The organism is Streptomyces sp. NPDC050439, assembly GCF_040655335.1.
Taxonomy (GTDB): Bacteria; Actinomycetota; Actinomycetes; order Streptomycetales; family Streptomycetaceae; genus Streptomyces.
The window spans coordinates 154514-179812 of sequence record NZ_JBFAJT010000011.1 but is presented as its reverse complement, the minus strand read 5'-3'; the positions used below and the strand labels follow the sequence as shown (position 1 = coordinate 179812).

The 25299-nt window shown below is 70.2% G+C and carries 27 protein-coding genes; 7 read left to right on the top strand and 20 right to left on the bottom strand.

Going from position 1 to position 25299, the window contains the following annotated elements:
- Window positions 1–32: 32 nt before the first annotated feature.
- The 3 genes from smc to AB0I66_RS37390 form a co-directional block, all read right to left on the bottom strand.
- Window positions 33–3596 (bottom strand): chromosome segregation protein SMC, encoded by a 3564-nt coding sequence (gene smc, locus AB0I66_RS37400; protein ID WP_363212515.1) that lies wholly within the window; start codon window positions 3594–3596, stop codon window positions 33–35.
- A gap of 249 nt (window positions 3597–3845) precedes the next feature.
- Window positions 3846–4049 (bottom strand): hypothetical protein, encoded by a 204-nt coding sequence (locus tag AB0I66_RS37395; protein WP_135333243.1) that lies wholly within the window; start codon window positions 4047–4049, stop codon window positions 3846–3848.
- Between the two features lie 383 nt (window positions 4050–4432).
- Entirely contained in the window at window positions 4433–4714 is a 282-nt protein-coding gene (locus AB0I66_RS37390) for an acylphosphatase (RefSeq protein WP_361838089.1), read from the bottom strand.
- Between the two features lie 132 nt (window positions 4715–4846).
- Between AB0I66_RS37390 and AB0I66_RS37385 the strand changes: the two genes are divergently transcribed.
- Together AB0I66_RS37385 and AB0I66_RS37380 are read left to right on the top strand one after the other, a co-directional pair.
- Window positions 4847–5782 carry a CAP domain-containing protein gene (locus AB0I66_RS37385; RefSeq protein ID WP_363212669.1) on the top strand — a complete coding sequence of 312 codons (936 nt, stop codon included), beginning with the start codon at window positions 4847–4849 and terminating at the stop codon, window positions 5780–5782.
- Window positions 5783–5855: 73 nt separating this feature from the next.
- Window positions 5856–6260, top strand: a complete 405-nt coding sequence (locus tag AB0I66_RS37380) for a helix-turn-helix domain-containing protein (RefSeq protein WP_363212514.1) — start codon at window positions 5856–5858, stop codon at window positions 6258–6260.
- Here the strand turns inward: AB0I66_RS37380 and mutM are convergent.
- The 9 genes from mutM to AB0I66_RS37335 all read right to left on the bottom strand — a co-directional run bounded on the left by mutM (window position 6230) and on the right by AB0I66_RS37335 (window position 15357).
- A complete protein-coding gene (gene mutM, locus AB0I66_RS37375) occupies window positions 6230–7093 on the bottom strand; it encodes a bifunctional DNA-formamidopyrimidine glycosylase/DNA-(apurinic or apyrimidinic site) lyase (protein ID WP_363212513.1) in 864 nt (287 codons plus the stop codon). The two genes, AB0I66_RS37380 and mutM, sit on opposite strands and share 31 nt — an antisense overlap.
- A gap of 111 nt (window positions 7094–7204) precedes the next feature.
- Window positions 7205–8056, bottom strand: coding sequence for a ribonuclease III (gene rnc, locus AB0I66_RS37370; protein ID WP_363212511.1), 852 nt, complete (start codon window positions 8054–8056; stop codon window positions 7205–7207).
- A gap of 7 nt (window positions 8057–8063) precedes the next feature.
- Window positions 8064–8237, bottom strand: a complete 174-nt coding sequence (gene rpmF / locus AB0I66_RS37365; RefSeq protein WP_003965982.1) for a 50S ribosomal protein L32 — start codon at window positions 8235–8237, stop codon at window positions 8064–8066.
- Window positions 8238–8239: 2 nt separating this feature from the next.
- Complete coding sequence (locus AB0I66_RS37360) at window positions 8240–8884, bottom strand: DUF177 domain-containing protein (protein ID WP_363212668.1); 645 nt, start codon at window positions 8882–8884, stop codon at window positions 8240–8242.
- 166 nt (window positions 8885–9050) lie between these two features.
- Window positions 9051–10136 (bottom strand): cell division initiation protein, encoded by a 1086-nt coding sequence (locus tag AB0I66_RS37355; RefSeq protein ID WP_363212510.1) that lies wholly within the window; start codon window positions 10134–10136, stop codon window positions 9051–9053.
- A gap of 110 nt (window positions 10137–10246) precedes the next feature.
- Window positions 10247–10726, bottom strand: coding sequence for a pantetheine-phosphate adenylyltransferase (gene coaD / locus AB0I66_RS37350; protein ID WP_363212667.1), 480 nt, complete (start codon window positions 10724–10726; stop codon window positions 10247–10249).
- Window positions 10727–10752: 26 nt separating this feature from the next.
- Complete coding sequence (gene rsmD, locus AB0I66_RS37345; RefSeq protein WP_363212509.1) at window positions 10753–11346, bottom strand: 16S rRNA (guanine(966)-N(2))-methyltransferase RsmD; 594 nt, start codon at window positions 11344–11346, stop codon at window positions 10753–10755.
- A 70-nt stretch (window positions 11347–11416) separates the two neighbouring features.
- Window positions 11417–13609 carry an ATP-dependent DNA helicase RecG gene (recG, locus tag AB0I66_RS37340; protein WP_363212508.1) on the bottom strand — a complete coding sequence of 731 codons (2193 nt, stop codon included), beginning with the start codon at window positions 13607–13609 and terminating at the stop codon, window positions 11417–11419.
- 80 nt (window positions 13610–13689) lie between these two features.
- Window positions 13690–15357: a DAK2 domain-containing protein gene (locus AB0I66_RS37335; protein WP_363212507.1), complete on the bottom strand. Its 1668-nt coding sequence runs from the start codon at window positions 15355–15357 to the stop codon at window positions 13690–13692.
- A 218-nt stretch (window positions 15358–15575) separates the two neighbouring features.
- On the opposite strand from AB0I66_RS37335, the gene rpmB reads away from it, so the two are divergent.
- On the top strand, window positions 15576–15761 hold the full coding sequence (gene rpmB / locus AB0I66_RS37330; RefSeq protein WP_160507429.1) for a 50S ribosomal protein L28: 186 nt from the start codon (window positions 15576–15578) through the stop codon (window positions 15759–15761).
- Between the two features lie 88 nt (window positions 15762–15849).
- On the opposite strand, the gene AB0I66_RS37325 is transcribed toward rpmB, so the two are convergent.
- Window positions 15850–16818, bottom strand: a complete 969-nt coding sequence (locus AB0I66_RS37325; RefSeq protein ID WP_363212506.1) for a thiamine-phosphate kinase — start codon at window positions 16816–16818, stop codon at window positions 15850–15852.
- Window positions 16819–17027: 209 nt separating this feature from the next.
- Between AB0I66_RS37325 and AB0I66_RS37320 the strand changes: the two genes are divergently transcribed.
- Together AB0I66_RS37320 and AB0I66_RS37315 are read left to right on the top strand one after the other, a co-directional pair.
- On the top strand, window positions 17028–17261 hold the full coding sequence (locus tag AB0I66_RS37320; protein ID WP_361720591.1) for an Lrp/AsnC ligand binding domain-containing protein: 234 nt from the start codon (window positions 17028–17030) through the stop codon (window positions 17259–17261).
- Window positions 17262–17287: 26 nt separating this feature from the next.
- Window positions 17288–17770: a DUF3515 domain-containing protein gene (locus tag AB0I66_RS37315; protein ID WP_363212666.1), complete on the top strand. Its 483-nt coding sequence runs from the start codon at window positions 17288–17290 to the stop codon at window positions 17768–17770.
- A gap of 16 nt (window positions 17771–17786) precedes the next feature.
- On the opposite strand, the gene AB0I66_RS37310 is transcribed toward AB0I66_RS37315, so the two are convergent.
- The 3 genes from AB0I66_RS37310 to AB0I66_RS37300 are packed head-to-tail and all read right to left on the bottom strand — an operon-like array spanning window position 17787 to window position 20759.
- Complete coding sequence (locus AB0I66_RS37310) at window positions 17787–18926, bottom strand: D-alanine--D-alanine ligase family protein (protein WP_363212505.1); 1140 nt, start codon at window positions 18924–18926, stop codon at window positions 17787–17789.
- A gap of 34 nt (window positions 18927–18960) precedes the next feature.
- Complete coding sequence (locus tag AB0I66_RS37305; protein ID WP_363212504.1) at window positions 18961–19971, bottom strand: NAD(P)H-dependent glycerol-3-phosphate dehydrogenase; 1011 nt, start codon at window positions 19969–19971, stop codon at window positions 18961–18963.
- On the bottom strand, window positions 19968–20759 hold the full coding sequence (locus AB0I66_RS37300; protein ID WP_363212503.1) for a lysophospholipid acyltransferase family protein: 792 nt from the start codon (window positions 20757–20759) through the stop codon (window positions 19968–19970). Before AB0I66_RS37300 ends, AB0I66_RS37305 begins: the two co-directional genes overlap by 4 nt.
- Before the next feature lie 159 nt (window positions 20760–20918).
- Between AB0I66_RS37300 and cofC the strand changes: the two genes are divergently transcribed.
- Window positions 20919–21554 carry a 2-phospho-L-lactate guanylyltransferase gene (gene cofC / locus AB0I66_RS37295; protein WP_363212502.1) on the top strand — a complete coding sequence of 212 codons (636 nt, stop codon included), beginning with the start codon at window positions 20919–20921 and terminating at the stop codon, window positions 21552–21554.
- 13 nt (window positions 21555–21567) lie between these two features.
- The gene (locus AB0I66_RS37290; protein WP_160507421.1) at window positions 21568–21771 is read left to right on the top strand and encodes a hypothetical protein; all 204 of its coding nucleotides are present in this window, start codon (window positions 21568–21570) and stop codon (window positions 21769–21771) included.
- 73 nt (window positions 21772–21844) lie between these two features.
- Here AB0I66_RS37290 and AB0I66_RS37285 read toward each other — a convergent pair whose 3' ends face one another.
- The 4 genes from AB0I66_RS37285 to leuC all read right to left on the bottom strand — a co-directional run bounded on the left by AB0I66_RS37285 (window position 21845) and on the right by leuC (window position 25207).
- Entirely contained in the window at window positions 21845–22534 is a 690-nt protein-coding gene (locus AB0I66_RS37285) for an HU family DNA-binding protein (RefSeq protein WP_363212501.1), read from the bottom strand.
- A 173-nt stretch (window positions 22535–22707) separates the two neighbouring features.
- Window positions 22708–22944: a hypothetical protein gene (locus tag AB0I66_RS37280; protein ID WP_363212500.1), complete on the bottom strand. Its 237-nt coding sequence runs from the start codon at window positions 22942–22944 to the stop codon at window positions 22708–22710.
- Window positions 22945–23183: 239 nt separating this feature from the next.
- Window positions 23184–23777, bottom strand: coding sequence for a 3-isopropylmalate dehydratase small subunit (leuD, locus tag AB0I66_RS37275; protein WP_363212499.1), 594 nt, complete (start codon window positions 23775–23777; stop codon window positions 23184–23186).
- A gap of 5 nt (window positions 23778–23782) precedes the next feature.
- Complete coding sequence (leuC, locus tag AB0I66_RS37270; RefSeq protein WP_363212498.1) at window positions 23783–25207, bottom strand: 3-isopropylmalate dehydratase large subunit; 1425 nt, start codon at window positions 25205–25207, stop codon at window positions 23783–23785.
- Window positions 25208–25299 lie beyond the last annotated feature (92 nt).

The window sequence follows — 25299 nt, the reverse complement described above, 5'->3', positions numbered from 1 at the left end:
GAGATGGCGTGACGGAGTGCGCCGACAAGCGGCTACCGGAGCCGCTGACTGATCACCTTCGAGACGCCGTCGCCCTGCATGGACACGCCGTACAGCGCGTCGGCGACCTCCATGGTGCGCTTCTGGTGCGTGATCACGATGAGCTGCGAGGCCTCCTGGAGCTCCTCCATGATGCGGATGAGCCGCTGCAGGTTGGTGTCGTCGAGCGCGGCCTCGACCTCGTCCATCACATAGAAGGGACTCGGCCGTGCCTTGAAGATCGAGACGAGCAGCGCGACGGCGGTCAGGGACCGCTCACCGCCGGAGAGCAGCGAGAGGCGCTTGACCTTCTTGCCGGGCGGGCGCGCCTCGACGTCGACACCCGTGGCGAGCATGTTGTCGGGGTCGGTCAGGATGAGCCGGCCCTCGCCGCCCGGGAAGAGCCGCGAGAAGACGCCCTCGAACTCACGCGCGGTGTCCCGGTAGGCCTCGGTGAAGACCTGCTCGACGCGCTCGTCGACCTCCTTCACCACTTGCAGGAGGTCGGCCCGCGTCTTCTTCAGGTCCTCGAGCTGCTCGCTCAGGAACTTGTGACGCTCCTCCAGCGCGGCGAACTCCTCCAACGCCAGCGGGTTCACCTTCCCGAGCTGCTGGTACGCCCGTTCGGCTGACCTCAGCCGCTTCTCCTGCTCACCGCGGACGTACGGCACGGGCCGGTTGCGCGGATGCTCCGGGTCCTCCGGGAGCTGCTCGCCCTCGGCCGCGGGGGAGGGCGGCACGAGCTGGTCGGGGCCGTAGTCGGACACGAGTCCTGCCGGTTCCACACCGAGTTCCTCCAGTGCCTTGGACTCCAGCTGCTCGATCCGCAGCCGCTTCTCGGCACCGAGTACCTCGCCGCGGTGGACTGAATCCGTCAATTTGTCGAGCTCGGCCTTCAGGTCACGCCCCTGGCCCCGCTCGGCGGCCAGATCCCGCTCCCGCACCTCCTTGGCGCGCTCGGCGGCGGCACGTTCCTCCTCCGCCCGCACAAGGGACACCTCGACGTGCGCGAGCAGCTGCCGCGCGCCCCGGGCCACGGCCTCGGCGACCGCGGCCTCGTGCCGCATCCGGGCCTTGCGCTGCTCGGCACGCGCGCGTGCCTCACGTTCGGCGCGCGCCGCCCGGTCCAGCGAGTCGGCGCGCCCCGCCAGGCCCTTGACCCGCTCCTCGTGCGTACGCACCTGAAGCCTGGCCTCCATCTCGGTCTGCCGGGCGTTGGCCCCGTCGGCGGCCAGCCGGTCGCGCACCGAGGTGTCGGGCTCCTCCTCGACCGGAGCCTCCTCCGCCACGGCGAGCCGCTCGGCCAGCTCCTCGGCGTCCTCGACCGCCTTGTCCAGCGCCTCCTGGGCCTTCGCCGCGGCGGCCGCACTGCGCTCGGCCTCACCCGCCGCGCCACGCGCCTGCCCGGCGAGCGCCCCCAACTGCTGGGCCACGGCGGACTTATCCCGGTCGGCGGCGCGCCTGCGCTCCCCCAGCTCCTCGACGAGCGCGCCCACTTCCTTGCGCCGCTCGCCTGCTTCCCGCTGGGCGTGCGCCAACTCCTCGCACTGCTCGGCGAGTTGCTCGAGCTCGGCCGCCGCCTCGTCGACGGACGCCTGCACTTCGAGCAGACTGGGCGCCCCGGCCGACCCGCCCTGCGCGAAGTGCGCCCCGAGCAGGTCACCTTCGGCGGTGACGGCGGTGAGCTCCGGGTGGGCGTAGACGAAGTCCTCGGCGTCCTCAAGGGTGCCGACGGCGACCATCCCCCGCAGCAGCCGCCGCACCGCGGGCATCAACTCCTCGGGCCCGCGCACCAGTTCGGCGACCATGGGCGGCCCTTCGGAACCTTCCCGCCGTACGTCACCGGGGCCGGCGTCCGGCGCCCCCGTGAGGAGCAGCGCGGCCCGCCCCGCGTCCTGCTTGCGCAGCAGCCGGATGGCCTCCGCCGCCGACGCCGGAGTGGTCACGGCGATCGCGTCCGCCGCCGCGCCGAACGCCGCGGCGACCGCGACCTCGTGCCCCGGCGTGATCGACAGCAGCTCGGCCGCGGGACCGAGCAGCCCCGCCAGGCGGTCCTTGGCGGCGAGCAGCGCCCCCGTACCGTCCTTGCGCCGCAGGCCGAGCGCGAGCGCCTCGTGCCGGGCGGCGACCGCGGCCCGCTTCCGTTCGGCGGCGGTCGCCGCCTCCCGGGCCGCGGTCAGCGCGCCCTCGGCCTCCGTGAGGGAACGCTTCGCCTCGTCGTGCCGCTCGCCGAGCTCCGCGTCACCGGCGTCGAGCCCGTCGACCTCCGCCTTCAGCTGCTCGTACTCCTCCTGGGCGGCGACCGCGCGCTCCCCCGCCTCGTCCCGCGCCAGGGCGAGCCGGTCGATCTCGGCCTGCGCGGAGCCCGCTCGCGAGCGCGCCGCGTTGACCTGGCCGTTCAGCCGGGCGAGGCCTTCGCGCCGGTCGGCGATGGCCCGCGCCACGTCCTTGAGGCGGCGCTCCTCGACGGCCAGCTCCCGCTCCAGGTCGGCGCGGTGGCCGACGGTGTCCTCAAGGGCGTGCTCCGCGGCCTCCAGGGCGGCTTCGAGTTCCGCCTCCTGCTCGCGGATCCGCGCGGCCTCGCGCTCCATGTCCTCGGGGTCACGGCCGCGCCGTTCCTCCGGGGGCGCGGCGGTGGCGCTCTTGACCCGGGCGTCGGCAAGGGACACCGTGCCGCGCACCCGCTCGGCCAGCTGCGACAGCTCGTACCACGTCTGCTGCGCCCGCTGGAGCCGTGGCGTGAGGCGGCGCACCTCGTCCTCCAGCTCCGCCTCCCGCTGGAGCGCCTTCTTCAGCTCGGCCTCGGCGGTGTCCTTGCGCCGCTTGAGCTCCGCCTCGTCGGCCACCTCGGTCCGCAGCGCGTCCCGCATGCGGACGAGGTCGTCGGCGAGGAGCCGCAGGCGGGCGTCGCGCAGATCGGCCTGGATGACGGCGGCCCTGCGCGCCACGGCGGCCTGCCGGCCGAGCGGCTTGAGCTGACGCCGCAGTTCGTCGGTCAGGTCCTGTACGCGGGCGAGGTTGGCCTGCATCGCGTCGAGCTTGCGCAGCGCCTTCTCTTTGCGCTTGCGGTGCTTGAGGACGCCAGCGGCCTCCTCGATGAAGGCGCGGCGCCCCATGGGGTCGGCGTGCAGCACGCCGTCGAGCTGCCCCTGGCCGACGATGACGTGCATCTCGCGCCCGATGCCGGAGTCGGAGAGCAGTTCCTGGATGTCGAGGAGCCGGCAGGTGTCTCCGTTGATCTGGTACTCGCTGCCGCCGTTGCGGAACATGATCCGCGTGATGGTGACCTCGGCGTACTCGATGGGCAGCGCGCCGTCGGAGTTGTCGATGGTGAGGGACACCTCGGCACGGCCCAGCGGCGGGCGCCCGGTGGTGCCGGCGAAGATGACGTCCTCCATCTTGCCGCCGCGCAGCGATTTGGCGCCCTGCTCGCCCATGACCCAGGACAGCGCGTCCACGACATTGGACTTGCCGGAGCCGTTCGGTCCGACGACGCAGGTGATGCCCGGCTCGAACTTCAGCGTCGTCGCCGACGCGAAGGATTTGAAACCGCGCAGTGTCAGGGCCTTAAGGTGCACGCAGCCGGACTCTACCTTTCACTGACCGTTTCACCCAGGAACATGCAGGGCACATCAGCTGTAACGGAATAGGGCCATGCGGCGACAGAAAGAAGGGACGCCGAAGCGTCCCTTGCAGATCTGGACAAGCGGCTGACATGGGCAGCCTGACCACAAGCGTTAACAGGCATCCCACAGACCGGAGCACGCGTGACGCGAACAGGCGTTACGCACAGTCGTGTGAGGTGAGCGCCTTGCTGAAGGTGATGGTCAGGTGAGCGCAGGCTCCGCCTGGGGTACGTCGATGCTCTCCAGGAGCGATTCGTGAGAAGCGGCAGCCGCGAGCGCGTCGTTCTCGGCCTGGATCTTCACGAGCTCAGATTCCAGGTCCTGGACGCGTTGCTGGAGCCGTCGCATCTCGGCGAGAAGTCGCGGGTCGGAACCGCCGACGTAACCGAGAAGCGCCTTTGCCATGATGGATGGTCCTCCACAATGAGTGACCGACCGAAGCGGTGTGGGTCGTGAGGGAATCGCACCCGCGGTGCTTGGCACTCGTTGTTCGTGCTGGTCTTGCAGGGCCGTTCTCACATGCCAAACAGCTAAGGTGCGCGGGGCTTCCAGAGTCTCACCAAAAAGTTTGACGGTCAACACGATCACGCCCCGTATTGGCGGGCAACCCGGGGGCCGGCGGCCGTGGAAACGGCGGCGCTGCCTCTGCTGCGGGGCCCTGAGGGCGTGTCGATCATCCTTCACCCGGGAGCCTGCCACGACGGGACGTTCTTGGCAACCACCAGGCGTTTTCTGCCCCGGGCAGTTGCCAGGACCCCACGGGAGCAGGCCCGCCCGACAGGTCTCCGTCAGCGAATCGCGAAGGTGTCGTAGATGCCGCGCGGAGTGTCCCAGATCTCAGTGACACCGTCGACGCGGCCGGGTGTGTCGCCCGTGCGCAGCCAGTCGAGCAGCCCCTGAGCACCCGCGCGGGGGCCCTCGGCGACGACCTGCACACGGCCGTCCTCCAAATTGAGAGCAAAACCACTCAGACCCCCGATCTCCAGAGCCTTGGCCCGCGTGAACCAGCGGAAACCCACGCCTTGCACCTGGCCACGCACCCAGGCCGTGACTCTGACTTCTTCGTTCATGGGTGCACGCTAACCGGCCAATTGCTCTCGGAGCACTTCGTCCCCATGCGCCATCGCGTACAGTCCCGACTCGATGAGCCTCACTCGTATGGGTGAGCCACGTTGACCGCTGAGGACGAGGAAGGCCAGGAGATGGGACGCCACCGACGCTCCGGCGCAGGGGCAGCCGCCACCGGCCGCGCCACTGGGGTCTCCGACACATACGCGGGCGGCCACGCCGGCGTCCCGGAGCCCCGCCCCGCCACCGTGTCACACCGCCGCAAGGGCCGTGCCGCACCGGTGCGCACCGGCCTGCTCGGGGTCTCGGCAGCCGTGGCGATGGGTGCCGTGGCGGTCGCGTCCGGCCTCATCCCGGGCGCCGACAACTACTCCCTGGGCGGTGGCGGCGACTCGAACAAGGTGCGTGCCGCCACGACTCCCAGCGAGGTTTCGCCGCAGGGCGGCGACACGGGCACCGCCGAGCGCGAGTCGGCCCCGCCGAGCCGCGGCTCCGAGCGCCCGGACGCCCCTGCCCCCTCCCCCTCGCAGACCACCGAGAAGCCCTCGGCCGAGCCGTCGAAGAAGCCGTCGTCCAAGGCGCCCGCGCCCAGGACCGACGAGAAGAAGAAGACGACGCCCCCGAGCCCCTCGCGCAAGCCCGCCGAGAAGACCAAGGCCCCGCCGGCCACCGGCGCGAAGTCTCCGTCCGCGGAGAGCGTCGCCGAGGCGGACGTGCTCACCCTGGTCAACCAGGAGCGGGCCAAGGTGGGCTGCTCCCCCGTGAGCGGCGACTCCGCGCTCGCCTCGCTCGCCGGCGACTTCAGCACGGACATGGCCGAGCGCGACTTCTTCGACCACACCGACCCGGACGGCGCGACCCCGTGGGACCGCGCAGAAAAGGCCGGGATATCGGACCTGGGCGGCGAGAACATCGCCCGGGGCCAGGCCAACGCGCAGTCCGTGATGGACGCCTGGATGAAAAGCCCCGGCCACCGCGCCAACATCCTCAACTGCGACTACAAGACCCTGGGCGTCGGCGCGCACTTCGCGCCGGGCGGCCCGTGGTGGACGCAGGACTTCGGCTTCTAGAGTCCCACTGGGCACACTAACTTCCAGTTAGCGCCACCCCTGGGTCAGCGCTGTGCGGGAGTATGCTGGCTGCATGGACTCCCTCGCTCATACCGACGACGCCCAGGACCTGGCGTACGACGTGTTCTCCAGGCAGTGCCCCTCGCGCGGCACCCTGGAGCACGTCACCGGCCGCTGGGGCGCGCTCACCCTGGGCGCGCTGCACGAGGGCACGTTCCGTTTCAACGAGCTGCGCCGCCGGGTCGACGGCGTGAGCGAGAAGATGCTGTCCCAGACGCTGCACGCGCTGGAGCGCGACGGATTGGTGCACCGCGAGGCGCAGCCCACCAATCCGCCGCGGGTCGACTACGAGCTGACCCCGCTGGGCCGGGAGATCACCGACCGCCTGATGAACCTCATCCACTTCGTGGAAGGCCGGATGGACGGCGTGCTCGAAGCGCGCGACCGCTACGACAAGCGGGCGACCGGCGGCCGCTGACAGCGCGGGCAGAAATAGCTGGAGCGGTTCATCCAGGGGCGCCGGCGCATCGGCGTACCGCACCGGCGGCACGGCTCGTCCTCACGTCCATAGGCGTCGAGCGACCGTTCGAAGTACCCGGACTCGCCGTTCACGTTCACGTACAGGCTGTCGAAGCTCGTGCCGCCGACGGCCAGCGCCGCGTTCATCACATCCCGTACGTGGCCCAGGAGTTGGGCCGTGCGCGGGCTCGTGAACGTGGCCGTGGGACGCTCGTAGTGCAGTTTCGCCCGCCAAAGGGCCTCGTCCGCGTAGATGTTGCCGACACCGCTGATCAACGACTGATCGAGCAGGGCCCGTTTGATCGTCGTACGCCGACGGCGCAACGCGGTGTGGAAGGCCGCGTCGTCGAACTGCTCGTCCAGCGGGTCGCGTGCGATGTGCGCGATGACGTCCGGCAGTCCGTCCGGGGTGTTCGCGTGCAGCGACAGACCGCCGAAGGTCCGCTGGTCGACGAAGCGCAGCTCGGTGCCGAGCGCGTCGGCGAACCGCACGCGGATCCTCAAGTGCTTCTCGTCGGGCGCCTCTTGGGGCTGGACGAGCAGCTGCCCGCTCATGCCGAGATGGGCGAGGACCGAGATCCCGCTGTCCTCCAGGGGCAGCCACAGATACTTGCCGCGCCGCATCGCCGTACCGACCCGGTGGCCCTTGAGACGCTGCCCGAAGTCGTCACCGCCCGCGAGGTGCCGCCGCACGGCACGCGGATGCAGCACCTCGACGTCGGCGACGGTGCGATGAGCCACCCACCGCTCAAGCCCACGCCGGACGACTTCAACCTCGGGCAGTTCGGGCATGGGGGTCTTGACTCCGGTGACGGGCGGGCGGGTGGGAAACCCGCCGCGAAGCGGCGAAAAAGGCTGGTGCCGGCCACCAAAAGGCGACCGGCACCAACAGTAAAGCGCTTGTCAGGCGGACGGAGCTTCGGAGCCCCCGTCAACCTTCACAGCAGCGGCAGCGGCATCGGCCTCCGCCGCCTTGATCCGCTCATCCGCGGCAGCGCGAATCTCGCGCCACGCGGACTCCGCGGCCTGCTGCTCCGCTTCCTTCTTGCTGCGGCCGGTGCCGGTGCCGTACGAGACGCCTCCGACGCGGGCGGCAGCAGTAAAGGTCTTCTCGTGGTCGGGGCCGCTCTCCGTGACGAGATACTCGGGCACGCCGAGGCTCTCGGTGGCGGTGAGCTCCTGGAGGCTGGTCTTCCAGTCCAGGCCCGCTCCCAGGTTCGAGGACTTTTCGATCAGCGGGTCGAAGAGCCGGTGCACCAGCTCGCCCGCCGCGTCCAGACCCTGGTCCAGATAGACCGCGCCGATCACCGCTTCAAGGGTGTCGGCGAGGATGGATGCCTTGTCCCGGCCTCCGGTGCCCTCTTCGCCCCGGCCGAGCCGGATGAAGAGGCCGAGTTCGAGGCCACGACTGACCTCCGCCAGCGCACGCGAGTTGACCACCGCGGCCCGCAACTTGGCCAGCTGGCCTTCGGGCAGGTCGGGGTGGGTGCGATAGAGCGTGTCCGTGACGACGAGACCGAGCACCGAGTCCCCGAGGAACTCGAGCCGCTCATTCGTCGGCAGACCGCCGTTCTCGTACGCGTACGAACGGTGGGTCAGTGCACGCACCAGAAGGGCGGACTCGAGTTTGTACCCGAGCCGCCCTTCCAAAAGCGTGTGGGACGAGGCCGTGTTTTCCGCCTGCTTCTTGGCGTTTGCAGCCTTTTCAGCGTTGGCGTCTTCCGCCATCTTGTGGCTAGACACGGTGCCTCTCACCAGCCGCTCAGACCTCGAGGACCTGGCGCTTGTTGTACGTGCCGCAGCTCGGGCACGCGATGTGCTGGAGCTTCGGCTCCTGGCAACGCTCACACGAAACCAGGGTGGGGACCGCAGCCTTCCACTGCGACCGGCGGTGGCGCGTGTTGCTGCGCGACATCTTCCGCTTCGGAACAGCCACGGCTACTTCTCCTGCTTCTCGTCGACGCCGGCTTCGGCGCCGCTCACGTCGTCCTTCTCGCCGTCCTGGATGGTCCCGGCGAGTCCCTGCAATGCCGCCCAACGAATGTCGACGGCGTCATGGTGGTGGTCCGGGTCGTCCGCGAGCCGAGCTCCACACTGGGAACACAGACCCGGACAGTCGTCCCGGCACACCGGCTGCATCGGCAGTGCGAGCACCACCGCATCACGCAGCACAGGCTCGAGGTCGAACAAGCCGTCCTCGAGATAGAGCCTGTCCTCGTCGTCCTCGGCGTCGTCGGCCGGTTCCGCGGTGCGGCCCCGGTCGTCGGCGTCAGGGTACGAGAACATCTCCTGGAAGTCCGCTTCCACCTCAAGCTTCAGCGGCTCCAGACACCTTACGCACTCCCCCTCGGCCGACGCACGGGCGGTGCCTGTGACAAGCACCCCTTCCATGACCGACTCAAGGCGGATCTTCAGCTCGACCGGAGCGCCTGCCGGCACTCCGATGACCCCTTCGATGCCGAGGACGGCCGGCGAACCGGGCGCTTCGACGGAACGGGTCAGCCGCTGCAGCGCACCGGGACGCCGACCCAGCTCGTGTGTGTCGAACACGAGTGGGTTGCGGTGGTCAAGGCGAGCACTCAGGGCTTTTCCTGCTTTCGAATCCTGGAAGTTCAAGGGCCGCCCCCAAACGAGCTTCGCTCGTCAGCCGGGCAGCCTGGATCGCGGACGTACGCGCGACCGAAGAACCAGGATACTGGACCTTTCGCTCACGGCCCAATCCGGTCCCGCGCGGACCACGGACCCGGCGTCAGCGGCCCTGTTCGTACTGGCGCAGCTGCTCCGCCGTGATCATGCCGGTGTCGAAGAGGCTGGTCTCGTCGAGCACGCCGGGCGCCTGGTGATGCTGCTGCTGCGGCTCCGCGTACCCCTGCTGCTGGGACTGGTCGTACCCCTGCTGCGCGTAGCCGTACGGATCCTGCTGCTGATAGCCGTACGGGTCGTGCTGGGCGTACTGCTGCTGGTAGCCGTACTGATCCTGCTGCTGGTACGCGTACGGGTCCGGCTCCTGCTGGGGCGGGGCGTACGGCTGCTGGGCCGGGATCTGCGGGGGCGCCTGGGGAGGCTGCGGGGCCACGGGGGCGGGAGCCGCGGGGGCCGCGGGCGCCGCGGGCGCCGTGGGGTCGGTGAGGCCCGCGAGGTACTCGGCGTCCGTGGTGTGCGCCTGGGGGCCGAGGCCGCCGTCGGCGAGGCCCGCGAGGTCGTCGGCGGGCGCCCGGCCGTGCAGGGTCTGACGGCCGCGGCCGACCGCCTCCAGGGTCTTGGCGAGGACCGCCTCGAAGGCGCCGAGCTTGGCGTCGACGTACGCGTCCGCGTCGCGGCGCAGCGTCTCGGGGTCGTGGCTGCGCTGCGGGGCGTCCTCGTCCTCGTAGCCCTGCTCGTCGAGGCCGGGGCCGGTGCCGAGGAGCTTCTCGCGGCCGCGGCCGACCGAGCCGAGGGTCTTGGTGAGGACGACCTCGAAGTTGGCCAGCTTGCTGTCCACGTAGTCGTCGGCCTCGACGCGGACCTCTTCGGCGGCCTGGCGGGCCTCGGCGAGGATGCGTTCGGCCTCGCCCTGGGAGTTGCGGGCGACCTCCGTGTCGGAGATCAGCGAACCGCGCTCGGCGTGCGCGGTCTCGATGATCCGCTCCGCCTCCTGGCGGGCCTGCTCGACGAGCTGCTCGCGCCCGCCGATGAGCTCCTGGGCCTGGGCGAGGGAGCCGGGCAGCGCCTGGCGCACCTCTTCGAGCATCGACAGCAGATCGGCGCGGTTGACCACGCACGAGGCCGACATCGGCATGGACCGGGCACTGCCGACCGCGTCGACGATCTCGTCGATCTTCTTCTGCACGTCCACCGTGTGCTCGCCACTCTCTACAGCTGGTTGGAGACGGACGGCACGACTGTAAGGCCAGTCGGCGGCCGTCCGACACCGGGTGACGGGCTGTCAGTTCGCCCGGAGGGCCGTCACTTCTTGCCGATGCGCTCGGTGAGCGCCTCGTGGACCACCGGCGGCAGCAGGTGGGCGACGTCGCCGCCCCAGGCCGCGACCTCCTTGACGAGCGAGGAGGACAGGAAGCTGTAGGTGGGGTTGGTGGGCACGAAGAGGGTCTCGACACCCGAGAGGCCGTTGTTCATCTGGGCCATCTGGAGTTCGTAGTCGAAGTCGCTGACCGCGCGCAGACCCTTGACGATCGCCGGGATGTCGCGCTGCTTGCAGAAGTCGACGAGGAGGCCGTGGAAGGACTCGACCTCCACGTTCCCGAAGTCGGCGGTCACCTCGCGGATCAGCTCGATCCGCTCGTCGACGGTGAACAGACCCTGCTTCGACTGATTGATCATCACCGCGACGTGCACCACGTCGTACAGCCTGGAGGCGCGGGCGATGATGTCGAGGTGTCCATTGGTGATGGGGTCGAAGGACCCCGGACAGACGGCGCGGCGCAACTGAACTCCCTCGCTCTCCGGTCCGGTCATGGCGCGATCACTGAGTCGTCGCACGTAGAGGCGGCGCGACCGTACCAAAACGTGCCTTCGCCGTAGCGACGGGACCTCAGTGCTTCGAAGCCGTCGGGCCAGCTGAATTCTCCGCCTCTGGTACTGCGTTCAACGGTGACGAGCGCATCGTCCGTGAGCCAGCCCCCCGCGCGGAGTGTGAGCAGTATCTCGCGAAGATCGTCGTCGGTGACGACGTACGGAGGGTCGAGAAAGACCAGGTCGTACGGGGTGGAGGGGGCACCGCCCTGGATGATCTGGGCGGCTTTGCCCGCCCTGACCTCGGCGCCGGGCAGGCCGATCGACTTCACGTTCTCCCGGACGGTGCGCACCGCGCGGGCGTCCGCCTCGACGAGCAGGGCGTGGCCAGCGCCGCGCGAGAGCGCCTCGAGGCCGATGGCTCCGGACCCGGCGTACAGGTCGAGGACGCGCGCGCCGTCCAGCGTGCCCTGCAGGGCCTGCCAGGTGGAGAACAGGCCCTCGCGTGCGCGGTCGGTCGTGGGCCGTGTGCCGGTTCCCGGCGGGACGGCGAGGCGACGTCCGCCGGCCACACCGGCGATCACGCGGGTCATCTGAGTCCTTGTCGGTGTACGTACGGGTGGTCCGGCCCCAGTCTCTCAGCCCCGGTGGCCGCGGCGCCTGTCAGCCCTTGTCGAGGTACTGCTCGCGCTCGTCGTCCAGGAGGGCGTCCAGGGCGGTGCGCAGCTCGGGCAGGTTGTCCAGGTCCGGGTCGGCCGAGACCACCGAGACGGCTTCCTCGCGGGCCTCGGCGATGATCTCCTCGTCCTCGATGACGGCGAGCATGCGCAGGCTGGAGCGGACCCCGGACTGTGCCTGGCCGAGGACGTCGCCCTCGCGGCGCTGCTCCAGGTCGATCCGGGAGAGCTCGAAGCCGTCGAGCGTGGCGGCCACCGCCCCGAGGCGGCCGCGGGCGGGGCTGGCCTCCGGCATCTCGGTGACCAGGAGGCAGAGGCCGGGGGCCGAGCCACGGCCGACGCGGCCGCGCAGCTGGTGCAGCTGCGATACGCCGAAGCGGTCGGCGTCCATGATCACCATGGCGGTGGCGTTCGGGACGTTCACGCCGACCTCGATGACCGTCGTCGCGACCAGGACCTGGGTCTCGCCCGCGGCGAAGCGGCGCATCACCGCGTCCTTGTCGTCGGGCTGCATGCGGCCGTGCAGGACCTCGACCCTGAGACCGCTGAGCGGTCCGCGGGCGAGCTGCTCGGCGACCTCGATGACGGCGAGCGGCGGCCGCTTCTCGGCGGTGGCCTCCTCCTCGGCCTTCTTCTTGGCCTTCTTCGGGTCGTCGTCCTCGTCGCCGATCCGGGGGCAGACCACGTACGCCTGGTGGCCGTTCTCGACCTCCTCGCGCACGCGCTCCCACGCGCGTGCCAGGAAGTGGGGTTTGTCCTCGGCGGGCACGACGTGGCTGGCGATCGGTGAACGGCCGGCCGGGAGCTGGTCGAGGACCGAGGTCTCCAGGTCGCCGAAGACCGTCATCGCGACCGTGCGCGGAATGGGCGTGGCCGTCATGACGAGGAGGTGCGGGGGCTGCTTGCCCTTGCCGCGCAGGGCGTCGCGCTGCTCGACCCCGAAGCGGTGCTGTTCGTCGACGACTACCAGGCCCAGGTCGTGGAACTGGACCTTGTCCTCGATCAGCGCGTGCGTCCCGATGACGATCCCGGCCTCACCGGTGACCAGGTCGAGCAGGGCCTGACGGCGGCCGGCGACGCCCATGGAGCCGGTGAGCAGCGTGACCTTGGTGCCCAGATCCGAGCCGCCGAGCATGCCGCCCTCGGCGAGCTCGCCCATCATCTCGGTGATCGACCGGTGGTGCTGCTGTGCGAGGACTTCGGTGGGCGCGAGCATCGCGGCCTGCCCGCCCGCGTCCACGACGGCGAGCATGGCGCGCAGGGCGACCATCGTCTTGCCGCTGCCCACCTCTCCCTGGAGGAGGCGGTGCATCGGGTGTTCGGTTGCCAGGTCGTCGAAGATCTCTTTGGAGACCTTCTCCTGGCCCTCGGTGAGGGTGAAAGGCAGCTTGGCGTCGAAGGCGTCGAGCAGGCCGCCCTCGCGGGGGCGGCGGGCGGTCGCGGGGAGTTGCGCGTCCGCGTACCTCCGGCGCGCGAGCGCCACCTGGAGGACGAAGGCCTCGTCCCACTTCAGGCGGGCGCGGGCGGATTCGATGTCCGCCTTGGTGTGCGGGCGGTGGATCTTCAGGAGCGCTTCGGGGAGCGGGATCAGCTCCCGTCCCTCGCGCAGGCTGGGCGGCAGTGGGTCGACGGCCTCCTGGGCGCTGGGCAGGACCGCGTCGACGGACTTGGCGATCTTCCAGGACTCCAGCTTCGCCGTGGCCGGATAGATCGGGATGAGGGCGCCCGCCCAGGAGTCGACCGCCTCATCGGCGTCGCCCTTGAGCAGTTCGTACGCCGGGTGTGCGAGCTGCATCTTGCGGTTGAAGACCGATGCCTTGCCCGCGAACATCGCGCGCGTGCCCGGCAGCAGATCCTTGTGCGGCTTGTGGATGCCCCGGCCGAAGAAGACCAGTTGGAGCTGGCCGCTGCCGTCGGTGATCGTCACTTCGAGGCGCTGGCCCCTGCCGCCGTTGAACGTCAGGATGCGCGCGGTGGCTACCTGGGCGACCACCGTGACGTGCTCGTCCAGCGGGAGATCGGCGAGGCGGGTGAGCTCGCCCCGCTCCGCGTACCTCCGCGGGTAGTGGTGCAGCAGGTCGCCGACCGTGTGCAGGTCCAGGTGCTCGGCCATCACCTTCGCGGTGGCGGGACCGACCACTTTCTTCAGGGGTTCTTCGAGCGCGGGCACGAGATCCATTGCACACCACGCCACTGACAATTCGGCGTACGTCCCCGAAATCCGCTGGTCAGGAAGGCCGAAGGCCCGGCTGTCGCACGCTACTCGACGCCGATCAGCAGCAGGGCCGACTGGCGTCCGCCTCGGTAGACCACCGTGTCGACCGCCAGATGCACCTCGCGCACATGCTTCTCCAGGTCGTCGCCGAGGCTGTCGGGCACGTCGTCGCCGAGCACCAGCGTGACCATCTCGCCGCCCGCCGCCAGCATCCGGTCTAGGACGGACCGTGCGGTGCGCGTGGTGTCGTCGCCGATCAACGCGACATCGCCGTCGATCAGGCCGAGGACGTCCCCGGCCTGGCAGATGCCCGCCATGGTCCACGACTGGCGCTCGGCGACGGCCAGTTCGGCGTATCGCGTCGCGCCGGCCGCCGAGGTCATCGCGACGACGTCCTCGTCGAAGCGGCGGTCCGACTCGTGCACGGCCAGCGCCGCGATGCCCTGGACCGCGGACCGGGTCGGGATCAGCGCGACCCGTACCCCTTCGGTGCGGGCCTGTTCGGCCGCGGCCGCCGCGGTGTGGCGCAGCTCTGCGTCGTTCGGCAGGAGCACCACCTCGCGCGCGTGGGCCCGCCTGATCGCTTCGACGAGCTCGCCGCTGGCGGGCAGCTCCCCGGGGCGCGTGGGCACGGTGGTCGCCCCGGCGTCGGCGTAGAGCCCGGCGAGCCCCTCCCCCGGCACGACGGCGACGATCCCGCGCTGCACGCGCTCGCGGGGCGGCTGCGCGGCCCCCGCGGTGTGCGCGTCGCCCACCCCGAAGTGCGTGATGCGGATGCGGTGGGGCCGTCCTGCCTCGACGCCCGCCTCGACGGCGGCACCGGCGTCGTCCACATGGACGTGGACGTTCCACAGGCCGTCGCCGCCGACGACGACGAGCGAGTCCCCGAGCCCGTCGAGCCGCGTCCGCAGCCGGTCCACGGCCGTGTCGTCGGCCTCCAGGAGGTAGATGACCTCGAAGGCGGGGGCCGCTCCGTCGGCCGGGGCGTCCTGGCACTCGACGGCGGCGCTGCCCGCGCTCTCTGCCGTCCGCGAGGACGCGGCCCTCGGCGGCAGCGTCCCGCCCGACAGGGCTCGCACGAGCGCTCCGAGCACCGCCACGAGCCCGCGCCCCCCGGCATCCACCACTCCCGCGCGGCCGAGCACCGCGAGCTGCTCCGGCGTCGCGTCCAGTGCCCGGCACGCTCCGTCGTACGCGGCCCGTGCCACAGTCCCGCAGTCGCCGTCGGCACCCGAGGCCGCGTCGGCTGCGGCGGCCGCCACCGTCAGGACCGTGCCCTCCACGGGGTGGGCCACCGCTTGGTAGGCCGCCTCGGCGGCCCGGCGCAGCGCGAGCGCCAGCGCCGGGCCGTCGGCGTGAGCAGTGTCACGGTCGGCGCCCAAGACCTGCGCCATGCCCCGCAGCAGCTGCGACAGGATCGTGCCCGAGTTCCCGCGGGCCCCGATCAGCGCCCCGTGGGCCATCGCCCGCGCGGCCTCGGCCAGGGTGGGGTGGGTCGGATCGAGGCCGGTGAAGGCGGCGTCGACCGCCTGGGTCGCCGATTCCACGGTCAGGTAGAGGTTGGTTCCGGTGTCTCCGTCCGCGACCGGATAGACGTTGATCGCGTCGATCTCCTCGCGGGCCCTTCCCAGGGCGTCCAGAGCGAGGCCGCACCAGGCGCGCACCGCGACGGCGTCGAGGTTCTGCGGCACCTGCTCGCCTCCTAAGGGCATCCGGAATGGACGCAGCGTAGACCGGGAAGGGCCAAAGGCCCGGGGCGGGGCCGGGGCGAGACATGGTAGTTTCGTTCTACCGAAGCAGTCGTTGTATGCTGCTCCGGTTGCCCGATACCCATCGGGCCAATCCTCCTGGCAACGCCACCCACGATCATTGCACTGATCCCGGCATGCCGGGATTACCCGTAAGTGCATCTGAAGTCTTGGAGTGACCCGTGGCTGCCAACTGCGACGTCTGCGGCAAGGGGCCGAGCTTCGGCAACAACATCTCGCACTCTCACCGCCGTACGTCCCGTCGCTGGAACCCGAACATCCAGCGCGTTCGTGCCGTGGTCAGCGGGACGCCGAAGCGGCTCAACGCCTGCACCTCGTGCATCAAGGCCGGCAAGGTCTCGCGCTGACGCATGTAAGCGCGGCCACCTAGCTGGTTGCTGAAAGAGCCGGTCCCCTTCGGGGGGCCGGCTCTTTCGTGTGCCCTCGCTCAGGTGCTCACTCGACGTCTCCGTTGTCCCCGAAGTGGTCCCAGCCCTTGCTGGTCCAGGGTGCGCCGTCCACCGTCACCTGGGGCAGCGCCGAGGGGTTGAGGACCTCGCCGATGACCTTCCAGCGGGCGGGCAGCTTCACGTCCGGCGGGAACGTCGCCACGATGGCGTGGTCCTCGCCGCCGTTGAGCACCCACTGCAGCGGGTCGACGCCGACGGCCTGGCCGATGTCGTTCATCTGGGTGGGCACGTCGACGTCTCCGGAGCGGATGTCGATGCGCACCTTGCTGGAGTCGGCGATGTGGCCGAGGTCGGCGATGAGTCCGTCGCTGACGTCCGTCATGGAGGTGGCGCCGAGACCGGCGGCCGCGGGGCCCGCGTGGTACGGCGGTTCGGGCCTGCGGTGGGCCTCCACGAAGGCGCGCGGAGAGCGGAAGCCGCGGGAGAGCACCGCGTGCCCGGCCGCGGACCAGCCCAACCAGCCGGTGACGGCGACGACATCGCCGGGCTGCGCTCCCGCGCGGGTGACCGGCTCGTGGTTGCGCAGATCGCCGAGCGCGGTGATCGCGACGGTGATGGTGTCGCCCCGTACGACGTCTCCGCCCACGACCGCCGCTCCCGCGACCTGGCATTCGTCCCGCAGGCCGTCCATGAGCTCGGTGGGCCAGCTGGCGGGGAGTTCGGCGGGCACGACCAGGCCGAGCAGGAGCGCGGTGGGCACGGCGCCCATGGCGGCGATGTCCGCGAGGTTCTGCGCGGCTGCCTTGCGGCCCACGTCGTACGCGGTCGACCAGTCGCGCCGGAAGTGCCGCCCCTCAAGAAGGATGTCGGTGCTCGCCACGACCCTGCGGTCGGGGGCCGACACGACGGCGGCGTCATCGCCCGGTCCGAGCCGGACGGCCGGGGTGGACGTGAGCCGGGAGGTGAGTTCCCTGATGAGCCCGAACTCCCCCAACTCGCCGACGGTTCCCTTCACCGGGACTCACCATGCCCTTTCACGCTGCTCGGCTTGCGGTCGCGAGCCGTCACTGTCATAGGTACGGTCGATATGACCGTCAACTTCGGTTGTCCGTCCACCGCGATGTGCGCGCCACAGCTCCCCCGGGTCTCCCCGTGAGAAGCGGCGACGCGGTACCGTGGCGTCCCTTCTCCCCACATGATCCTCGTGGCCGCCCTGGAGGTTCCGTGGTACAGGCGTACATCCTGATCCAAACAGAGGTCGGCAAGGCGTCGACCGTCGCCGAGCTGATCGGCAAGATCGCAGGAGTGATCCAGGCCGAGGACGTGACCGGACCCTACGATGTCATCGTGCGCGCCCAGGCGGACACGGTCGACGAACTCGGTCGCATGGTGGTCGCCAAAGTCCAGCAAGTGGACGGCATCACCCGGACCCTGACCTGCCCCGTCGTGCACCTGTAGCCCCCGTCTACCCTTGGCCGGTGAAGATTTCCCGTCGCCGGCGTCGCTGCCTCGTCTCCGCTCCCGCCCTCGCACTGCTGATCGCGTCCGCGGGCTGCTCCTCAGCAGACGAAACGGTGAAGGCCGCGGTTCCCTCCCCGGACGGCAAGGTCACCGAACTGTGCCGGAACCTGGACAAGCGGCTGCCGAAGAAGGTCGACGGTCTGAAGCGCGTTGATCCCGAGCCGAAGTCGGAGTTGACCGCCGGGTGGGGAGACCCGGCGATCATACTGCGCTGCGGTGTCGCCAGACCGCCGAAGATGAACGACCCCGAGGCGGACGGCGTGACGGCTGACGGCGTCAACTGGCTGATGGAGCAGCAGGACGACGGTTCGTTCCGCTTCACGTCCACGCTGCGCAAGGCGTACGTGGAGATCACGCTGCCCGAGGAGCGCGCGGGGAGCGGCGTGAGCCCGCTGACGGACTTCGCCGCCCCCGTCAAGAAGACGATCCCCAAGGGGATCGCCTAGCGCCTCCCGCGAGGGGCTAGCGCAGCCCCGTCGACCGGTTGAGGGCCGCCTGGACGAGGCGGTCCACCAGCTCGGGGTAGCTGACGCCGCTCGCCTCCCACATCTGCGGGTACATCGAGATGGGCGTGAAGCCCGGCATCGTGTTGATCTCGTTGATCACGAACCCGTCCTCGGTGAGGAAGAAGTCCGCGCGCACCAGGCCCTCGCAGGAGGTGGCCTCGAAGGCGTCGACCGCGAGCCGCTGGATCTCGGCGGTCTGCTCGGGGGTCAGCGGGGCGGGCACGATCCCGGGCGTCGAGTCGATGTACTTCGCCTCGAAGTCGTAGTAGTCGTGCGACTGCACCGGCGGGATCTCGGCGGGCACGCTCGCGCGCGGCCCGTCCTCGAACTCCAGGACCCCGCACTCGATCTCGCGGCCGCGCAGCAGCGACTCGACGAGGATCTTGGGGTCGTGGCGGCGGGCCTCCTCGATCGCCTCGTCGAGGCCCTCGAAGGAGTCGACCTTCGTGATGCCCATCGAAGAGCCCCCGCGCGCGGGCTTGATGAACAGCGGCCAGCCGTGCTCGCCGGCGAACTCGGCGATCTTCTTGCGGGCGGCCTGCTGGTCGCGGTCCCACTCGCGCGGGCGGATCACCAGGTACGGGCCGACGGGCAGCCCGAAGGAGGTGAACACCCGCTTCATGTACTCCTTGTCCTGGCCGACGGCCGAGGCGAGCACTCCGGCGCCCACGTACGGCACTCCGGAGAGCTCCAGGAGTCCCTGGAGGGTGCCGTCCTCTCCGTAGGGGCCGTGCAGCATCGGGAAGACGACGTCGACCTCACCGAGCGCCTTGGGCACGGAGCCGGGCTCGCTGTAGACGACCTCACGGTTGCTCGGGTCCAGGGGCATCACCACGCCGCCTTCGGCCGATTCGGCCAGCGCGTCGACGTTGGGCACCTGCCGGTCGGTGATCGCCATGCGGTCGGGATCGTCGGCGGTCAGGGCCCAGCGGCCGTCCGTCGTGATGCCGATGGGCAGGACGTCGTACTTGGTGCGGTCGATGGCACGCAGTACGGCACCCGCCGTGACGACCGAGATGCCGTGCTCCGAGCTGCGGCCGCCGAACACGACGGCCACACGCGGCTTGGGGCTCTGGGGGAGGTTCTCGCTGCTCATATCGGCTTGAGGGTACCCGCTGGCCCGGGGAGAGTCAGCGGCGCTCGGGCTTGGCGCTGCGCGACATCAGCTCCTTGAGGGCGACCACCGGGGGCGTGCCCTCGTGCACGATGCCCACGACCGTCTCGGTGATGGGCATGTCGACGCCGTGCCTGCGGGCCAGATCGAGCACCGACTCACAGGACTTGACGCCCTCCGCGGTCTGCTTGGTGACCGCGATGGTCTCCTCGAGGGTCATGCCCTTGCCGAGGTTCGTGCCGAAGGTGTGGTTGCGCGAGAGCGGCGACGAGCAGGTGGCCACCAGGTCGCCCAGGCCCGCGAGTCCGGAGAACGTCAGCGGGTCGGCGCCCATCGCCATGCCCAGGCGGGTGGTCTCGGCGAGCCCGCGCGTGATGAGCGAGCCCTTCGTGTTGTCGCCCAGACCCATGCCGTCCGCGATGCCGACGGCGAGACCGATGACGTTCTTGACGGCGCCGCCGAGTTCGCAGCCGACGACGTCCGTGTTCGTGTACGGGCGGAAGTACGGGGTGTGGCAGGCGGTCTGCAGGCGTTGCGCGATCGATTCGTCCCGGCAGGCGACCACGGCGGCGGCGGGCTGCCGCGCGGCGATCTCGCGGGCGAGGTTGGGGCCCGTGACGACGGCGACGCGGTCGGCGGCGACCTTCGTGACGTCCTCGATGACCTCGCTCATCCGCATCGCGGAGCCCAGTTCGACGCCCTTCATGAGGGAGACGAGCACGGTGTCGGGGGCGAGCAGCGGCGCCCACTCGGCGAGGTTGCCGCGCAGCGTCTGCGAGGGCACCGCGAGCACGGTGAAATCGGCGCCGGCGGCGGCCTCGGCCGGGTCGTCGGTCGCCCTGAGGTTGTCCGGGAGTTCGACACCGGGGAGGTAGTCCGGGTTGCTGTGCGAGGAGTTGACGGCGTCGGCGAGTTCGGCGCGGCGGGCCCACAGGGTGACGTCGCAGCCGGCGTCGGCGAGCACCATGCCGAAGGCAGTTCCCCACGATCCGGTTCCGAAGACGGCGGCCCTCACCGGGTTCGTCACTTGCTGTCCTCCGTGGTGTTCTCGGGGCTGTTCTCGGGGACGCCTGAACCGCTCAGGCCGGTCGCCTTGCGGCGCTGCGCGAGCCGCGCCTTGCGCGGGTCGTAGGGAACCGCGGGGGCCTTCTCCTGCCGGATCTCCTCGAGGAGTTCGGTGACCCCGGCCATGATCTCCTCGGTCACCTCCCGCAGGATCTCGGGCGTGGGTTCCTTGTCGTAGAAGCGCGAGAGGTCGACCGGCTTGCCCGCGAGGACCTGGAGCTTCTTGCGCGGGAAGAGGCTGAGCTTCTTGCTGTACGGGGGAAGCGCGAGGTTGGCGCCCCACTGGGCGACGGGGATCACCGGGCACTTGGTCCGCAGGGCGACCCGCGCGGCACCGGACTTGGCGGTCATCGGCCACATCTCGGGGTCCCTGGTGAGGGTGCCCTCGGGGTAGAACGCCACGCATTCGCCGCGCTCGATCGCGTCGACCGCGGCACGGAAGGCGTCGAGCGCGTTCGTGGTCTCGCGGTAGACCGGGATCTGGCCCGTGCCCTTCATGACCTTGCCGACGAAGCCGTCCTTGAAAAGGCCGTCCTTTGCCAGGAAACGAGGGACTCGTCCGGTGTTGTACTGAAAATGCGCGTACGAGAGCGGGTCGATATACGAGTTGTGATTCACCGCCGTGATGAATCCACCGTCGGCCGGAATGTGCTCCATTCCGCGCCAGTCCCGCTTGAACAGAACCACCAGCGGCGGTTTTGCGATGACCGCCGCCAGGCGGTACCAGAAGCCGATTCTGCGGCGGGACACTCGGACACCTTCCTCCATGAACCTGGTCGGCCGCACAAGTGTCGCCCCAGGCTGTCTGTCTGTCGAGAACACCGTACGCCCGCGCCCGGAGCCCGGCCCCGGTAGTGCCCCGCCCAGCAGGTCACAATGGGCGCGACGCGAAGGACGGAGCCGCCACCCGTGCAGTGGACCCTGGTGATACCCCTGAAACCGCTGGAGCGCGCCAAGAGCAGGCTCACCGCCGCCACCGGAGACACGATGCGGCCCGGCCTCGCCCTCGCCTTCGCGCAGGACACCGTGGCCGCCGCGACGGCCTGCCCGGCGGTGCGGGATGTGGTGGTCGTCACGGACGACGGCCTCGCCGGGCGCGAGCTGGCGGCGCTGGGGGCCAGGATCGTCCGTGACGAGCCCGCGGGGGGCCTCAACGCGGCGCTGGCGCACGGAGCGGCGGACGTGCGCGCCGGACGGCCCACGACAGCCGTCGCGGCGCTGAATGCCGATCTCCCCGCACTGCGCCCCGCGGAATTGACCCGGGTACTCGACAGCGCGGCCCGTTTTCCCCGTTCTTTCCTCGCGGATGCCGCCGAAATAGGTACGACGTTGCTCTCCGCCGCCCCCGGCATCGAATTGCGTCCGGCATTCGGCGCGGCGTCCCGTTCCCGGCACACGGCCTCGGGGGCGGTGGAACTTCGGCTCGGCGGCGTCGATTCCGTGCGCCAGGACGTGGACACCGGCGACGACCTGCGGGCCGCGCTCGCGCTGGGCGTGGGGCCGCGCACCGCGGCGGCTGCCGCGAGGCTGCTGATCGCCGACTGAGTACGCTTCCCCCATGCAGGCGACCGCGTACACGTACGACTCCGAGACCCGCAGCGGCAGCGTGCTGCTCGACGACGGCACTCCGGTGCCCTTCGATCCCCCGGCGTTCGACGCGGGCGGCCTGCGGCTGCTCAGGCCCGGCCAGCGGGTGCGGATCGAGGTCGAGGGGGAGGGCGAGGGCCGCCGCATCACGCTGGTGACGCTGCAGACCTTCTGACAAGCCCCCGCACACGCCGCGGGCCGGGCTCCCAGTGGGGAGCCCGGCCCGGCGCGTGAGTGCCCTGGTGCCCTTACTTCTTGCGGGCGGTCGCCTTCTTGGCGGTGGTCTTGCGCGCCGTCGACTTCTTGGCGGGAGCGGTCTTCTTGGCGGTGGCCTTCTTGGTGGCCGGCGCCGTCTTCTTGGCGGTGGCCTTCTTGGTGGCGGGGGTGGCCTTCTTGGCCGTCGCCTTCTTGGCCGTGGCCGCCTTCTTGGCGGTCGCCGTGGTCTTCTTGGCGGTGGCCTTCTTGGCGGTCGCCGCCTTCTTCGCCGTCGCCGTGGTCTTCTTGGCGGTGGCCTTCTTGGCGGTGGTGGCCTTCTTCGCCGTCGCCTTCTTGGCGGTGGTGGCCTTCTTGGCCGCGGCCTTCTTGACGGTCGCCGAGGCGCCGCCGCCCGAAAGGCTGCCCTTGGGCGCCTTCTTGACCGCGACGTCGTTCTTCGGGAGCTTCTTCGAGCCGCTCACCAGGTCCTTGAAGCCCTGACCGGCGCGGAAGCGCGGAACCGAGGTCTTCTTGACCCGAACGCGCTCCCCGGTCTGCGGGTTGCGGGCGTAACGGGCCGGACGGTCAACCTTCTCGAACGAGCCGAAGCCGGTGACCGAAACACGGTCTCCGCTGACCACGGCACGGACGACTGCGTCCAGAACCGCGTCCACGGCGTCGGCGGCCTGCTGGCGGCCGCCCACCTTGTCGGCAATCGCTTCTACGAGCTGCGCCTTGTTCACGTCTTCCCCTTCGGAGACCTCGCCCGAGCGTATTCGCCAGGCTTTTTCGCACGTTAGGCAGATATATACCGCAAATCAAACACGAAACGGGCTAATCACCCTTGTGCCGCAACGAACTCGGCTGTCCATGAGTTCCTCGAAGGTTCCTCGAAGGGCCGTTTGAGCCTTGCGGCTCAGGCATCTTCGGGGAATCGGCCCTCTTCAGCTTCGTCGAGGGACGCCATCAATCGCTCCAGACGCCTTGCCGCATCGGCGAGATCGTGTTTGGCCGCGGCCGTAATGACCAGCAGCTTCCGGGTCAGCGCCATCCGTACGCCCTCCGGGACTTGCAGTGCACGCACCCTTGAGTGCGCTTCCTTCAGTTGGTCCGCAACAAGCCCGTAGAGCTCGAGTTGGCTGTCACGTTCCATGCACCGATTGTGCCATCTGGGGCGAGTTGTCGCCTCCGCAGGGGGTAACTACCCACATCCGGCGCCCTCCTGAGGGTACCCGAGCAGACCGAGTACAAGGGGATTTCAAGCCTCTTCTGCCGTCCGGATCAAGGGAGTTGAGACCACCCGTTCAGGTCAGCGGCCCCCCTCCCGGCCCCGGACACAGATGTACCCCCAACCGTCCACGATTGGGGGTACACCAGGGTGTTGCGGGGGCGTCAGACCTGCACGGTCCGCGGCTTGTACGAGCGTCGGCCGGCCTCGTACGCGGCGATGTCCGGCTCGTTCTGGAGCGTGATGCTGATGTCGTCCAGGCCGTTCAGGAGACGCCAGCGGGCGTTCTCGTCGAGCTCGAAGTCGGCGGTGACGCCCTCCGCGCGGACCTGGCGATCCTGCAGGTCAACGGTGATCTCGGCCTGCGGGTCGGCCTCCGTCAGATCCCAGAGCGCGTCCACGATCTTCTGGTCGAGCACCACGGTGAGCAGGCCGTTCTTCAGCGAGTTGCCGCGGAAGATGTCGGCGAAGCGCGAGGAGATGACGGTCTTGAAGCCGTAGTTCTGCAGCGCCCAGACGGCGTGCTCTCGCGAGGAGCCCGTACCGAAGTCGGGTCCTGCCACCAGGACCGTGGCGCCCTGGCGTTCGGGCTTGTTCAGGATGAACTCGCCGTCCTTGCGCCAGGCCTCGAAGAGCCCGTCCTCAAATCCGTCCCTGGTGACCTTCTTCAGCCAGTGGGCGGGGATGATCTGGTCGGTGTCGACGTTGCTGCGGCGCAGCGGAACGGCCCGGCCGGTGTGCGTGGTGAATGCTTCCATGGCTCTCAGACTCCGGCGGTGACGGGGGCGTCGGTCAGGTCGGCGGGCGAGGAGAGGTGGCCCGTCACCGCGGTGGCGGCGGCGACCTGGGGCGACACCAGATGGGTGCGGCCGCCCTTGCCCTGCCTGCCCTCGAAGTTGCGGTTGGAGGTCGACGCGGAGCGCTCGCCGGGCGCCAGTTGGTCGGGGTTCATGCCCAGGCACATCGAGCAGCCGGCGTGCCGCCATTCGGCGCCCGCGGCGACGAAGACCTTGTCCAGGCCCTCCTCGATGGCCTGCAGGGCGACCCGGACCGAGCCGGGGACGATCAGCATGCGTACGCCGTCGGCGACTTTGCGGCCCTCGACGATCGAGGCCGCGGCACGCAGGTCCTCGATGCGTCCGTTGGTGCACGAACCTACGAAGACGGTGTCGACCTTGATGTCGCGCAGCGCCTGTCCCGCGGTCAACCCCATGTATTCCAGGGCCTTTTCGGCGGCGAACCGCTCCGAAGCGTCTTCGTACGAAGCAGGGTCGGGGACGTGGGCCGAGAGCGGCGCGCCCTGTCCCGGGTTGGTGCCCCAGGTGACGAACGGCGCGAGCTTGGTGGCGTCGATGTAGACCTCGGCGTCGAAGACCGCGTCGTCGTCCGTCTTCAGGGTCTTCCAGTACGCGACCGCCGCGTCCCACTCCTCGCCCTTCGGGGCGTGGTCGCGGCCCTCGATGTAGTCGAAGGTGGTGGCGTCGGGGGCGATCATGCCCGCGCGGGCACCGGCCTCGATCGACATGTTGCAGATGGTCATGCGGGCTTCCATCGAGAGTTTCTCGATGGCGGAGCCGCGGTACTCCAGGACGTAGCCCTGGCCGCCGCCGGTGCCGATCTTCGCGATGATGGCGAGGATCAGGTCCTTGGCCGTGACGCCGTCGGGCAGTTCGCCGTCGACGGTGATGGCCATCGTCTTCGGGCGGGCCATCGGCAGCGTCTGGGTGGCCAGGACGTGCTCGACCTGGGAGGTGCCGATGCCGAACGCCAGCGCGCCGAAGGCGCCGTGCGTGGAGGTGTGGGAGTCGCCGCAGACCACGGTGGTGCCGGGCTGGGTCAGGCCCAGCTGGGGGCCCACCACGTGGACGACGCCCTGCTCGACGTCGCCCAGCGAGTGCAGTCGCACGCCGAACTCCGCGCAGTTCTTGCGCAGCGTCTCCAACTGCGCCCGCGAGACGGGGTCCGCGATGGGCTTGTCGATGTCGAGGGTCGGGGTGTTGTGATCCTCGGTGGCGATGGTGAGGTCGAGACGCCGCACCGGGCGGCCTGCCTGGCGGAGGCCGTCGAAGGCCTGCGGGCTCGTCACCTCGTGCAGCAGGTGCAGATCGATGAAGAGGAGGTCGGGCTCGCCTTCGGCGCGCCGGACGACGTGGTCGTCCCAGACCTTCTCCGCGAGTGTCCTACCCATCGCTTTCCCTCCGACCGGCTGTGTTGGGCCGGCCCAACTAGAGAATTGTTCGTCCACGCCCGTACCCCTCGTGCCGCGCGTGGACCGCTTTC

Bases quoted from the DNA above. Each gene is read 5' to 3' on its own strand.
- AB0I66_RS37335 (WP_363212507.1), bottom strand. From the start codon at position 15,357: ATGCCCTTAGGAGGCGAGCAGGTGCCGCAGAACCTCGACGCCGTCGCG.
- AB0I66_RS37310 (WP_363212505.1), bottom strand. From the start codon at position 18,926: ATGAGCAGCGAGAACCTCCCCCAGAGCCCCAAGCCGCGTGTGGCCGTC.
- leuC (WP_363212498.1), bottom strand. From the start codon at position 25,207: ATGGGTAGGACACTCGCGGAGAAGGTCTGGGACGACCACGTCGTCCGG.
- AB0I66_RS37385 (WP_363212669.1), top strand. From the start codon at position 4,847: ATGGGACGCCACCGACGCTCCGGCGCAGGGGCAGCCGCCACCGGCCGC.
- AB0I66_RS37395 (WP_135333243.1), bottom strand. From the start codon at position 4,049: ATGGCAAAGGCGCTTCTCGGTTACGTCGGCGGTTCCGACCCGCGACTT.
- rsmD (WP_363212509.1), bottom strand. From the start codon at position 11,346: ATGACCCGCGTGATCGCCGGTGTGGCCGGCGGACGTCGCCTCGCCGTC.
- AB0I66_RS37280 (WP_363212500.1), bottom strand. From the start codon at position 22,944: ATGGAACGTGACAGCCAACTCGAGCTCTACGGGCTTGTTGCGGACCAA.
- AB0I66_RS37390 (WP_361838089.1), bottom strand. From the start codon at position 4,714: ATGAACGAAGAAGTCAGAGTCACGGCCTGGGTGCGTGGCCAGGTGCAA.
- AB0I66_RS37290 (WP_160507421.1), top strand. From the start codon at position 21,568: ATGCAGGCGACCGCGTACACGTACGACTCCGAGACCCGCAGCGGCAGC.
- mutM (WP_363212513.1), bottom strand. From the start codon at position 7,093: ATGCCCGAACTGCCCGAGGTTGAAGTCGTCCGGCGTGGGCTTGAGCGG.
- AB0I66_RS37380 (WP_363212514.1), top strand. From the start codon at position 5,856: ATGGACTCCCTCGCTCATACCGACGACGCCCAGGACCTGGCGTACGAC.
- leuD (WP_363212499.1), bottom strand. From the start codon at position 23,777: ATGGAAGCATTCACCACGCACACCGGCCGGGCCGTTCCGCTGCGCCGC.
- recG (WP_363212508.1), bottom strand. From the start codon at position 13,609: ATGGATCTCGTGCCCGCGCTCGAAGAACCCCTGAAGAAAGTGGTCGGT.